The organism is Microbacterium sp. HD4P20, assembly GCF_019449275.2.
Taxonomy (GTDB): Bacteria; Actinomycetota; Actinomycetes; order Actinomycetales; family Microbacteriaceae; genus Microbacterium.
In genome coordinates, this window is record NZ_JAHZQZ020000012.1 from 22,926 (window position 1) to 35,225 (window position 12,300).

The 12,300-nt window shown below is 67.9% G+C and carries 10 protein-coding genes; 6 read left to right on the top strand and 4 right to left on the bottom strand.

The features are described 5' to 3' along the window. The 3 genes from K0817_RS05205 to K0817_RS05215 all read right to left on the bottom strand — a co-directional run bounded on the left by K0817_RS05205 (position 1) and on the right by K0817_RS05215 (position 3,305). Complete coding sequence (locus tag K0817_RS05205) at positions 1 to 936, bottom strand: carbohydrate ABC transporter permease (RefSeq protein WP_219980339.1); 936 nt, start codon at positions 934 to 936, stop codon at positions 1 to 3. After that, positions 933 to 1,928, bottom strand: a complete 996-nt coding sequence (locus tag K0817_RS05210; protein ID WP_219980340.1) for a carbohydrate ABC transporter permease — start codon at positions 1,926 to 1,928, stop codon at positions 933 to 935. The genes K0817_RS05205 and K0817_RS05210 overlap by 4 nt, the downstream gene beginning before the upstream one ends. Positions 1,929 to 2,003: 75 nt before the next feature. Beyond that, complete coding sequence (locus tag K0817_RS05215; protein WP_219980341.1) at positions 2,004 to 3,305, bottom strand: ABC transporter substrate-binding protein; 1,302 nt, start codon at positions 3,303 to 3,305, stop codon at positions 2,004 to 2,006. A 282-nt stretch (positions 3,306 to 3,587) separates the two neighbouring features. Here K0817_RS05215 and K0817_RS05220 point away from each other — a divergent pair, with 282 nt between their 5' ends. Genes K0817_RS05220 through K0817_RS05245 form a run of 6 tightly spaced genes read left to right on the top strand, consistent with a single transcriptional unit; the run spans position 3,588 to position 11,005 of the window. Continuing rightward, a complete protein-coding gene (locus tag K0817_RS05220; protein ID WP_219980342.1) occupies positions 3,588 to 4,262 on the top strand; it encodes a YesL family protein in 675 nt (224 codons plus the stop codon). Beyond that, positions 4,259 to 5,800 carry an extracellular solute-binding protein gene (locus tag K0817_RS05225; RefSeq protein ID WP_219980343.1) on the top strand — a complete coding sequence of 514 codons (1,542 nt, stop codon included), beginning with the start codon at positions 4,259 to 4,261 and terminating at the stop codon, positions 5,798 to 5,800. Before K0817_RS05220 ends, K0817_RS05225 begins: the two co-directional genes overlap by 4 nt. Before the next feature lie 54 nt (positions 5,801 to 5,854). Continuing rightward, the gene (locus tag K0817_RS05230) at positions 5,855 to 6,826 is read left to right on the top strand and encodes a sugar ABC transporter permease (RefSeq protein WP_219980344.1); all 972 of its coding nucleotides are present in this window, start codon (positions 5,855 to 5,857) and stop codon (positions 6,824 to 6,826) included. Next, a complete protein-coding gene (locus K0817_RS05235; protein ID WP_219980345.1) occupies positions 6,826 to 7,707 on the top strand; it encodes a carbohydrate ABC transporter permease in 882 nt (293 codons plus the stop codon). Before K0817_RS05230 ends, K0817_RS05235 begins: the two co-directional genes overlap by 1 nt. Next, positions 7,704 to 8,348: a DUF1961 family protein gene (locus tag K0817_RS05240; protein WP_219980346.1), complete on the top strand. Its 645-nt coding sequence runs from the start codon at positions 7,704 to 7,706 to the stop codon at positions 8,346 to 8,348. Before K0817_RS05235 ends, K0817_RS05240 begins: the two co-directional genes overlap by 4 nt. Continuing rightward, positions 8,345 to 11,005 (top strand): Tat pathway signal sequence domain protein, encoded by a 2,661-nt coding sequence (locus K0817_RS05245; protein ID WP_253735192.1) that lies wholly within the window; start codon positions 8,345 to 8,347, stop codon positions 11,003 to 11,005. Before K0817_RS05240 ends, K0817_RS05245 begins: the two co-directional genes overlap by 4 nt. A gap of 158 nt (positions 11,006 to 11,163) precedes the next feature. Here K0817_RS05245 and K0817_RS05250 read toward each other — a convergent pair whose 3' ends face one another. Beyond that, positions 11,164 to 12,246 carry a Gfo/Idh/MocA family protein gene (locus tag K0817_RS05250; RefSeq protein ID WP_219980348.1) on the bottom strand — a complete coding sequence of 361 codons (1,083 nt, stop codon included), beginning with the start codon at positions 12,244 to 12,246 and terminating at the stop codon, positions 11,164 to 11,166. Positions 12,247 to 12,300: the final 54 nt, after the last annotated feature.

The window sequence follows — 12,300 nt, forward strand, 5'->3', positions numbered from 1 at the left end:
TCAGCCCTTCAATCCCTGGGTCGCGACGCCATCGACGAGGAAGCGCTGGAAGACCAGGAAGAACAGCAGCACCGGCACGAGGGCGATGAACGAGGCGGTGACGGTGGCGCCGTAGTCGGCACCGCCCGAAGAGGCGTCGTTGTAGAGACGGAGGGCGATGGGGAGGGGGTAGTTCTCGGGGCTGGTGAGGTAGAGCAGCGGCCCGAGGAAGTCGTTCCATGCCCAGATGAACGCGAAGATCGAGCAGGTGATCAGGGCGGGCTTGATGAGCGGCAGGATGATCGACCAGAAGATGCGGAGGTGGCCGGCGCCGTCGATGCGGGCTGCCTCGTCCATGTCGCGCGGCATCTGCCGGATGAACTGGACCAGCAGGAAGACGAAGAACGCCTCGGTGGCGAGGAACTTCGGCAGCAGCAGCGGCCAGAACGTGTCGATCATGTCGAGGTTGTTGAAGATGATGTACTGCGGGATGATCACGACGTGGAACGGCAGCAGCAGCGTGCCGATCATCGCGGCGAAGAAGATGCCGAGGCCCTTGAACTGGATGCGGGCGAACGCGTAGGCGGCGAGGGCCGATGAGACCACGGTGCCGATCACGGAGCCGACGGCGATGATGAGGGAGTTCAGGAAGAACTTCCACATCGGGGTGCCGGCGATGCCGTCCATCACCTTGACGTAGTTGTCGAGCGTCGGGTTCTGGGGGATCAGTCCCTGGTTCTGGCCGAACTCGGCGTTCGGCTTGAAGGTCGACAGGAGAAGCCACACCAGCGGGTAGAGCACGACGGCGGCGAGGGTGAGCAGCACGATCATCCAGATCACGGTCTGCCACGTCTTGCGCTTCACCCGGCGGCGGCCCTTGGGCGAAGTCTTCGGGTCGGGGTCGACCTGGTTGACCAGCTCGACGAGGTTCGTGGAGGAGAAGTCGGGAACGGTCATCGGTTGTCTCCCGCGTAGTGGACCCAGCTGCGCTGGGTGCGGAACAGGATCACGGCGATGATCGCCACGGCGATGAGCAGCACCCACGCGATCGCGGCGGCGTAGCCCATCTGGCCGTCCGAGAAGCCGCGCTTGTAGAGGTACAGGGTGATGAAGTTCGTCATGCCGGCGGGACCGCCGGTGCCGTTGGAGATGATGTACGCCGAGGCGAACACCTGGAACGCGCCGATCAGGCCCAGCAGCAGGTTGAAGAAGATCACCGGGCTCAGCATCGGGAGGGTGACGGCGCGGAACCGGTGCCAGGGTCCGGCGCCGTCCATCTCGGCCGCTTCGTAGAGCTCTTTGGGGATCTGCTTGAGGCCGGCGAGGAAGATGACCATGGTGGCGCCGAACTGCCAGACCGCCAACAGGATCATCATCGGCAGCACGAGTGCCGGGTTGCCGATCCAACCGCCGAGGTCGATGCCGAAGAAGCTGAGGGTGCTGTCGACGGGGCCGTCGCCGGAGAACATCGCCCGCCACACGATGGCGACGCTGACCGAGCCGCCGATCAGCGACGGGGCGTAGAACGCCGACCGGAAGAATCCGGCGCCGCGGTCACGGAAGTTCAGGAGCATCGCGACCCCGAGCGCCGCGGCGAGGGTGATCGGGGTGCCGACCAGCACGTAGATGAGGGTGATCTGCGCGGACTGCATGAACGACGGATCGGTCGTGAACATGCGGACGTAGTTCTCCAGGCCGACCCACTCGGGCGGCGAGAAGATGTTGTAGCTGGTGAATGACAGGTACAGCGAGTACACCATCGGGATCAGCGTGAGCCCGAAGAAGCCGACCAGCCACGGGATCAGGAAGCCGAACCCTGACAGCGTCTCGCGGCGCTGCCGCGACCGCTGGCCTGGCCGGTCGAGGTGCTCCGGGCGGCGCTTTCGTGACAGGGGTCGTCGCGAGGGCTTGTCGCCCGTCACGATGACTCTGGTCGCTGTGGTGCTCACGTGAAGTTTCTCCGATGCGATGGTTCGGGTGGATGCCCGGGTCCGGGCGCGAGTGCCCGGACCCGGGCCGACTCACTAGTTCAGCACGACGTCCATTTCGGCGAAGAACTGCGAGACCGCGTCCTCGACGGTGATGGTGCCGAAGCCCAGCTCGGTGCCGAGCTGACGGAACTTCTCCTCCAGCGTGCCGTAGCCGACGATCGGCACCGGCGGCGCGTCGCCGAGCCGGTCGGCGATCGACGCCTCGTAGTCGGCGACCTGCTGGCTCATCGGATCGAGCTCCGCAGCCTCGAGCGCGGTCTCGGACGCCGGCAGACCGCGGTTGGTGCCGAAGATCTCACCGGACTGCGGCGAGTTCACGAGGAAGTTCACCAGCGTCGCCGCAGCCTCCGGGTGGTCGGTGTTGGCAGAGATCGTGTGGAGCATCGAGGGCTTGAGGTACAGGTCCTTGGCCCCTTCCTCCGTGACCGGGGGAGCGATGAGTCCGAGTTCGGTGTACCCCTCGCCGAGGTTGCCCAGGTAGCCCGAGCCGAAGTTGTCCCACGTCAGCTCGCTCGCCGTCTGAGCCGTGTCGAAGGCGCTGAGCGGCAGCGTCTCCTCGAGGCGCTGCTGCGGGATGAAGGCACCGCTGTCACGCAGCGGCGCGGCGGACTCCCAGTACTCGGTGAGACGCTCCTCGTCGAAGCCGGGTTCGCCGTCTTCGCTGAACAGGTACGAGCCCTCGGCGCGCAGCTGCAGCTCGAAGTTCTGGATGCGGCCGGTGTAGTCCGTTCCGCCCCAGAAGGCTCCGCCAGCGGCCTCGGTCACTTCGGCGACCCAGTCGCCGTACTCGTCCCAGTCTCCGCCGGCGAACTCCTCGACGCCGGCCTGCTCGAGCAGGACCGGGTTCGTGAACATGCCCCATGCGTTCGTGGAGGTGGCGATGCCGTACGTGGTGTCGTTCACCACTCCGATCTCGAGGATGTTCTGGGGCAGCGGATCGGTCTCGATGATGCCGCCGAGGTAGGGGTCGAGGTCGAGCAGCAGCTCGTTCTGGGCGTACTGGCGCAGGTACGAGTAGTCGAACTGCATGACGTCTGGGAGGTTGCCGCCGGCAGCCTCGGTCTGGCGCTTCTCCCAGAACTCGGGGAAGGCGAGGAACGAGGTGTTCACCGTGATGTTCGGGTACTCCTCGTTGAACGCGGCGATGACCTCGTTGTAGAGCTCGGCGCGCACGTCGTTGCCCCAGAACGCGAGATCGAGCGTGACCTCGTCGTCGGGATTGAACGTCGGCTCGCCGTCGGGGGCGTCGCCCCCTCCGCCGGCGCAGCCGGCCAGAACAAGGGCTGCGCCGGCCGTGACGGCGGCGACTCCCAGAACCCGCTTCCTGCTGAACATCGTTGTCCTCTCTGGAACGTCTGCGTTCGAAACCCGCGAGACGCTCATCGTCCTCTGGTGCGGTGGATGACGCCTTCCGATGTCGGGAAGGAAAGCGCTTGCCCAGAAATGTACTCCACAGAAAAACGTTTCGCAAGGGGAGGTGAGAGAACGATTAGAACGATTCAGTAACGGCGTCGCCGCGGGTTGACTCGCTCGTCCGAGCCGGATACCTTTCTCGAAGTCCAACGACGGAAAACGTATTCCGGTGCACAGTCGCACCGCTACGACCCTGGAGACCGCATGTCAGCCAACGCCGCGACCCCCGGGTGGGCAGTGCGAGCCCACGCCGCTTTCGAGTGGGTGTGGTGGCTGATCGTGGTGAACGTGCTGTGGTACCTGTTCGCCCTCGCCGGCGGGGTGGTCCTCGGTGCCGTGCCGGCATCCGTCGCCGCCGCCGAGCTGACCCGACGGCGCCTGCGAGGCGAGTCGTTTCCTCCGCTGCGCGCATTCGCTGCCGCCTGGCGCCGGGAGTTCTGGCGCTCGAACGCCGCCCTCGGCCCGGCTTTCGCAGTGACCGCGCTGCTCGCGGCGAGCGTGATCGGACACTTCAACGCCGCGCAGCCGCTGACGGCCTGGGGCCTGGCCAGCGCCGGGGCGTTCGTGGGCGCCTTCGCGGTGAGCGCCATCGCGGTGCCGATGTACGTGCACTACGACCTCCCCCTCAGCCGGTATGTCATCACCGCCAGCCGATGGATGCTGCGAAACCTCGCACACGCGGTGCTGCTGGTGGCGGCATCCGTCCTCGTCGTGACGTGCAGCCTCGTCGTGCCCGGGATCATCCCGTTCCTCTCGCTCGGAGCGTGGTCCACTCTCGCCACCGTCCTGTGCCTCGGCTTCTTCGCGGCTAACGAGCGCCGTCTCGCACCCCAGACCTCCTCCCTCCCCTCCCCACAGAACGAAGGAGTTCCCCGATGAAACGCAGCACCACCCTCCCGGGCGTCGGCATCGCCGCCGTGGCCGCTCTCGCTCTCGCCGGCTGCGCCGCCGGCGGCGGTGAGAACACCTCCGGCGGCGAAGCGGCTGAGCTTGAGAGCCTGTCGATCATGGCGCCGTTCCTCTCGACGAACGCGCCCGAGGACGGAAACGAGATCGAGACCGCGATCGAGGAGGTCATCGGCGTGGACCTCGAGATGACCTGGGTGCCCAACGCGTCCTACGGCGACAAGGTCAACATCACCCTCGCCGGCGACGATCTGCCGCAGGTCATGGTGATCCAGGGCAAGGACCCCGGGTTCGTCCGCAACGCCGAGGCCGGCGCGTTCTGGGACCTGACGGACTACCTCGGCGACTATGAGAACCTCACGACGACCTTCCCCGAGGTTCAGCTGGCCTCGAGCGTCAACGGCAAGGTGTACGGGATCTTCCGGGCCCGCGACGTCATGCGCGAGGCGGTCATCGTGCGCAAGGACTGGCTGGCCAACCTCGGCCTGGAGCTTCCGAAGACGACCGAAGACCTCTACGAGATCGCCAAGGCGTTCACCGAGGACGACCCCGACGGCAACGGCGTCGACGACACGTACGGCCTGATCATCCCGAAATGGCCGGGCACCATCGGCACCAACAGCCCGTGGGACGCCATCGAGACCTGGTACGGCGCCGGCACCCGGTGGACCGAGCGCGACGGCGAGCTCGTGCCCGGCTTCACGACCGACGAGTGGCTGGAGGCCGTGCAGTTCGAGCGCCAGCTCGTCGAGGAGGGCGTCGTGAACCCCGACTTCGCCACGTTCGACTCGGCGAAGTGGAACGAGCCCTTCCTCACCGGCAAGGGCGGCATCATCATCGACGTGCACTCGCGCGTGGGCCAGCTGATCAGCCTGCTCAAGCAGTCCGACCCCGAGAACTTCGAGAACTACGTCGACGTCACGGGCAACCTCGAGGGTCCCGACGGCGAGCTCTATGCGCTGCCGACCGCAGGGTACAGCGGGTTCCTCGCGATTCCGAAGGCGCAGGTGCGCACCGAGGAGGAGCTTCGCGGTGTGCTCGAGGTGCTGAACGACCTCAACTCCGACGAAGCGGGCCCGATCCTCAACAACGGCATCGAGGGCGTGACCTACACGCTCGACGGTGACCTCGCCGTCGCCGTGGACGACGTGCCGCAGGCGCTCAAAGACACGGTCGGCGCTTTCGCGCAGCTCGGCACGAACGTCGCTGGCTTCCAGGGCTACCTTCCCAAGCAGGCCTCGGACTACGAGCAGGAGATGTACGACAAGCGCAAGGAGATCGAGGCCTCCGACCTCGAGTCGGCCCAGTTCGACCCGGCCGCGCCCTACGTCTCGCCGACGTACGTGTCCAAGGGCGCGCAGCTGGACACGATCGTCGCGGACGCCCGAATCCAGTACATCGCGGGCCAGATCGACCTCGCGGCGCTGGAGGACGCGATCGAGCTCTGGCGCTCGAGCGGCGGCGACGACATCATCGCCGAGATCAACGAGCTGGCCGAAGCCGGATCCTGACCGACCGCCGGGGCGGCGGCATGCCGCCGCCCCGGCATCGCCGAAGGTACCTCCATGACAATGCTCGACAACGCCGTCACGGCGACCGAGACGATCACCGTCGAGAAGCAGACCCGCCGCCGTCGCGGCGTACGCGTCCACTTCACGCAGTTCAAGTGGCTCTACCTGCTGCTGATACCGGGGATCATCTACTTCCTGCTGTTCCGCTATTGGCCGATGTACGGCGCGATCATCGCGTTCAAGGACTACGTGCCGTTCCTCGGCATCGCCGACAGCCCGTGGGTGGGCGTCCAGCACTTCGAGGACTTCTTCTCGAGCCCCGACTTCCCTCGCCTGCTCGGCAACACGCTGATCCTGGCGCTGCTGAGCCTGGTGATCGCCTTCCCCCTGACGATCGTCGTCGCGCTGCTGCTCAACGAGATGCGGCTGATGATCCTCAAGCGCACGGTGCAGACCCTGATCTACATCCCGCACTTCCTGTCGTGGACGGTCGTCGCCTCGCTGACGTACCTGCTGTTCGCCCTCGACATCGGGCCGCTCTACCAGCTGTTCAACGGCATCCTGGGCACCGAGGCGAACATGCTGGCCGATCCGGCGTGGTTCCGGCCGATCATCGTGCTCCAGGACATCTGGAAGAACACCGGCTGGGGCACCATCATCTTCCTCGCCGCGCTCGCCACGGTCGATCAGGAGCAGTACGAAGCGGCGATCATCGACGGCGCCGGTCGCTTCCAACGCGTGTGGCACATCACGCTGCCCTCGATCATGCCGACGATCGTCGTCATGCTCGTGCTGCAGATGGGGCAGATCCTCAACACCGGGTTCGAGCAGATCTACCTCATGACCAACTCGCTGAACCGCTCGGTCGCGGACGTGTTCGACACCTACGTGTACTTCATGGGCATCACGCAGGGGTCCTACAGCTACAGCACCGCCGTCGGGCTGTTCAAGGCGGTCGTCGGTGTCGTGCTCATCTTCGGCGCCAACTGGCTCGCCAAGCGCCTCAACCAGACGGGGATCTTCTGATGGCTCGCGAGAGGTACCGCTTCAACACGCCCGCGGGGCGCGTGTTCGACGTGTTCAACGTGGTCCTGATGATCGCGATCGGCATCGTCGCCCTCGTACCGTTCGTCTACGTGCTCGCGGGATCGTTCGCCACCGAGGCGGAACTGGCCACCCGCTCGTTCTTCCTGTGGCCCGAGACCTTCTCGCTCGACGCGTACGAGGCGATCTTCACCAGTCCGGCCTTCGTGCGGGCGATGATCACCACGATCGCCGTCACCGCGGTCGGCACGCTGGTGCAGCTCATGCTCACGGCGTCGATGGCCTACCCGCTCAGCAAGGCGAATCTGCCCGGGGGCCGGCTCATCCTCTCGCTGATCGTCTTCACGATGGTGTTCGGCGGCGGCATGATCCCGACGTTCCTGGTGGTGAAGGATCTCGGGCTGCTCAACAACTACTGGGCGCTGATCCTGCCGATGGCCATCAACCCGTTCAGCCTCATCATCATCAAGAACTTCTTCCAGCAGCTTCCCGCCGAGCTGGAGGAGTCGGCCAAGATCGACGGCGCGAACGAACTGCAGACACTGTGGCGTGTCGTTCTGCCGCTGTCTAAGCCGGTGCTGGCGACCTTCGCGCTGTTCTACGCGGTGGGCATCTGGAACGACTTCATGTCGCCGTTGCTCTACCTCAACGACAGCTCGATGTGGACGCTGCAGATGTTCTTGCGGCAGGTGACCGTCGCCACGGACCTCTCCGTGGTCGAGCAGGATCCCACGCAGCTGCCGCCCGCGCAGGGGATCAAGTTCGCGGTCATCATCGTCGCGACGCTGCCCATCGTGCTGTTCTATCCGTTCCTGCAGAAGCACTTCGCCAAGGGAATGCTGATCGGCTCGGTCAAGGGATGAGCGCGGCCTATCGCAACCCGCTGGCCGCGGCATCCGACCTCCAGGACTGGGTGGCGGAAGGGCCCGTGGCCGTGCGTGACGGCGAGGGCGGGGTCGTGCTCTCCAGCGCGGGAGGGTTCGACGATCACTGGACCCTGTGGTGCCCCGAGGTGTTCGGCGACCGCGTACGCATCTCGTGGGAGTTCTCGCCGCGTGCCGAGCCCGGCCTCGCGATGCTCTTCTTCGGTGCCGAAGCCGTCGCCGGCGGAGGCATCTTCGACGAAGGCGTCGCTCACCGCGACGGTGCGTACCCGCAGTACCACTCGAGCGACGTGCGCACGCTGCATGTCTCGTACTTCCGCCGGCGGTGGGAGGACGAGCGCGCCTTCCACACCTGCAACCTGCGCAAGTCGCCCGGCTTCCATCTGGTCGCGCAGGGCGCGGACCCGCTCCCGCCGGTCGTCGACGCGCGCGAGGCCTTCTACCGCGTCGAGGTCGTGAAGGACGGCGCACGCGTCGACTTCTCGATCGACGACCTGCCGCTGTTCTCATGGACCGACGACGAATCGACAGGCCCGCGCGTGCGCGGAGGCCGCATCGGCTTCCGCCAGATGTCGCCGCTCATCGCCTGCTACCGCAACCTGGAGGTGCACCCGCTGTGACCGGTTCCGCTGTGACCGTTCCGCTCCGCTGGCTCGACGACGTCGCGCCCGACCGCCTGCCCGAGGGCGCGACGTGGGGCGTGCCGCTGCCCCGCTCGCGCGTGGACGCCGTCGGACGACTGGCGCTCCGCGAGGTCGGCGGCGCCATCGTGCCGGCCCAGTTCTGGCCGCTCGCGACGTGGCCGGACGGCTCGGTGAAGTGGACCGGTGTGGCGATCGGCGCCCTCGAGCGCCCAGCGGCGGCGTACGAGGTGGTGTCGACGGACGACGATGTTCCGGATGCCGCGGCCGAGGCATCCGCTGCCGTCGTGGTGCGCCGCGAGGTCGGTGAGGTGGTCGTTGCCAACGGGGTGCTCGAGATCGCCTTCGCCCTGCCGGCGGCGACCGCGCAGGAGCCGCCGGTCGACACCATCGCGCGGCGGATCGTGCGCGAGGGCAGGGTGATCGCCGAAGACGTACGACTGGTGAGTCTGCTCCAGCACGAGGTGGACGACGACGGCACGGCGTCGCGCCGCCGCTTCGGTTCGCGCGTGGCGGTCGTCGAGGTGGAGCAGGACGGACCTGTCCGTGCGGTCGTACGCGTCGAAGGCGTGCACCGTGCCGATGACGGAGGACGGGAGTGGCTGCCGTTCACCGTGCGCTTCGTGGTGATGGCGGGCTCCCCGCAGGTGCGCCTGGTGCACACCGTGGTCTGGGACGGCGACGCCGGGAGCGACTTCCTCGCCGGGCTCGGTGTGCGGGCCGACGTTCCCCTCCGTGCACCGCTGCACGATCGCCATGTCCGCCTCGCCGGTGCCGACGGCGGCTTCTTCGCCGAAGCGGTGCGCGGGCTCACGGGGCTGCGTCGCGACCCGGGCGCCGACGTGCGCGCCGCGCAGATCCGCGGCGAGGCGACCCCGCCGACCGACACCTGGAACCCCGAGGTCTCGCGGCGCCTGGATCTCATTCCGGCATGGGGCGACGTGACGCTCACCCAGCTCAGCGCCGACGGCTTCGGCATCCGCAAGCGGACGGCGCCGGGGCACGCGTGGATCGACGCCGGCGCCGGCGGCCGCGCCGAGGGGTATGTCGCCGTGACCGACCCCACCGGCGGGCTCGGGGTCGGCATCCGCTCGTTCTGGCAGTCGCATCCGGGTCAGCTCGATCTGCGGGGCCTGGCACGGGACCGCGCCGAGGTGACCGCCTGGCTGCACGCTCCGCAGGCCCAGCCCATGGACCTGCGGTTCTATCACGACGGACTCGGGCAGGACGACTTCGCGAGCCAGCTCGAAGGGCTCGAGATCACGTACGAGGACTACGAGCCGGGGTTCGGCGATGCGCACGGCGTCGCCCGCACGCACGAACTGACGCTGTTCGCCTACGCCGCGACCGCGCCGATCGACGAGGTCGCGGCATCCGTCTCGCGTCTGCAGCGTCCGCCGCTGCTGCAGCCGACGCCCGCGCACCTGCACGAGGTCGGGGTCTTCGGCGACTGGGCGCCCGTCGACCGGTCGACGGCGGGGCGCGCCGAGATCGAAGACAGCCTGGACTTTCTGCTCGACTACTACCTCGGCCAGGTCGACCAGCGCCGTTGGTACGGCTTCTGGAACTACGGCGACGTGATGCACGCCTACGACCTCGACCGTCACGTGTGGCGGTACGACGTCGGCGGCTACGCATGGGACAACAGCGAGCTCTCGCCCGATCTGTGGCTGTGGTACTCGTACCTGCGCAGCGGCCGCGCGGACGTGTTCCGCATGGCCGAGGCGATGACCCGCCACACCGGCGAGGTCGACGTCTATCACCTGGGCCGCTGGCAGGGTCTGGGTTCGCGCCACAACGTGCAGCACTGGGGATGCAGCGCCAAGCAACTGCGCATCTCGAGTCCCATCTATCGCCGCATCTACCACTACCTCACCGCCGACGAGCGCGTCGGCGATCTGCTGACCGAGCTGCGCGACAGCGACGCCCGCTTCCTCGACACCGACCCCACCCGCAAGGTGCGCACGGATGCCGGGACGTACCGCCCGGACCGCGGCGCGCTCGCCGTCGGGCTCGGGACCGACTGGGGAGCGCTCGCCGCAACGTGGCTCGCGGACTGGGAGCGCACCGGTGACGAGCGCTCGCGCGACCGGCTGCTCGGCACGATGGCCGACATCGGAGCACTGCCGCACGGCTTCCTCACCGGCGAGGCGCTCTACGACATCGACGCCGGCCGCTTCGACACCACACGCGACCGCGTGGCGGTCTCGCATCTGAGCGCCGTGTTCGGCCTGGTCGAGGTGTGCAGCGAGCTCATCACGCTGGTGGACGTCCCGGGCTTCCGAGAGGCGTGGCTGGAGTACTGCCGGCTGTACCTGGCCTCACCCGAAGAGCAGGAGGCTGCCGTCGGTCAGCGGCTCGCCGGCATCCATCTCGAACAGGCGCACAGCCGGCTCACCGCCTACGCCGCCGTCACGACCGGCGACGAGAGACTCGCCGATGCCGCGTGGCAGGCGTTCGAGGGAATCGGGGAGTGGCTGGTGCATCGGCGCGACTTCGTGCTCCGCCGCGTCGAGGGGCCCCACGTGCTGAACCCCGTGGATGAAGCGCCGAGTGTGGGGACCAACGACGTCGCGCAGTACGGCCTCGCCGCCATCCAGAACCTCGCGCTCATCGGCGACCGCCTGCCGCGGTAGGCCCGGCCGCCGCATCCGGTTTCGCATTCGTTCTGTGCGCTGATGCTCCGAACAGGTCAACCGGGCTTCGACAGGAGGTTTGTGGCGGGAAGCGTCCTGTGGAAGGCCAGTTCTCCTGTGGAGCGGCGCGGGGAAGGGGGATGCCGCGGCCCGGGCACTCAGCGGCGGTCGGTCACCGGGCTCGCGAAGCCGCGGCGGTGGGTCGGATGCGCGGCCAGTTGCTCCGGTGTGACAGGGGCGCCGTCCTCGGCGGCCGACGCGTAGATCGCCGCGACGAGCTCGAACGAGCGTGCGGGCTCACCGCCGACCGGCGGCATGGGCGCACCGGTGCGCAGTGCGTCGAACACGTCGCGGATCAGCACCGTGTGACTGCTCTGCTCTTCGACGTCGGGCAGCGCCCACTCCGCAGCAAGCTCCTCGAAGCCGGGCGCGGGCGTGATGCGCCAGTTCTCGTGACCATGACCGTACAGGTGATCGACGGTGATGGTGGCGCGCTGTGCGTCGATGCGGATCGAGCTGGTCTCGCGCGGCGACACCGCGCTGGTCACGACCGAGGCGATCGCACCGTTCGCGAACGCGACCGTCGCGGTCGAGGCGTCTTCGGTCTGGGTCTCGCGGTCGAGACGCCACAGGCGTGACTGCACGCTCTCCCACGGGCCGAGCAGATACGCGAGCAGGTCGATCTGGTGGATGGCGTGACCCAGAGTCGGTCCGCCGCCCTCTGTCTCCCACTTGCCGCGCCACGGAACTTCGAAGTACGCGGCGTTGCGGTACCAGAGCGTCTGGCACTGGGCGATGAGCGGCCGGCCGAAGGCGCCGTCGTCCAGGAGTCGCTTGACGTGGGCGGCGGCGGTGCCGGTGCGCTGCTGGAACACCACGACCAGTTCGCGCCCCGCGCGAGCGGCGGCGGCGCGCATGTCGTCGAGCTCTTCCAGGCTCGGTGCGGGCGGCTTCTCGACGATGACATGGGCACCCGCCGCCGACGCCGCGACCGACTGGGCGCGGTGCGCGACCGGAGGCGTGCAGACGTGCACGACATCGGGGCTCTCGGCTGCCAGCAGGGCGTCGAGGTCGTCGTACACCGCGGGGCCGCCGAAGTTCTCGGCGAACGACGCGGCCGATTCGCGCGACAGGTCGGTGACGGCGACGAGTTCGGCGTGCGGGTATGCCGCGATCGCCGTCGCGTGGGCCTGGGCGATGGCTCCCGTGCCCACGATCGCGCAGCGCAGTGTCTCGGTCATGGGTCGGGCTCCTTCGGCATCCTGTCGCGGATGCCGTGGCCCACGGCATCCGGA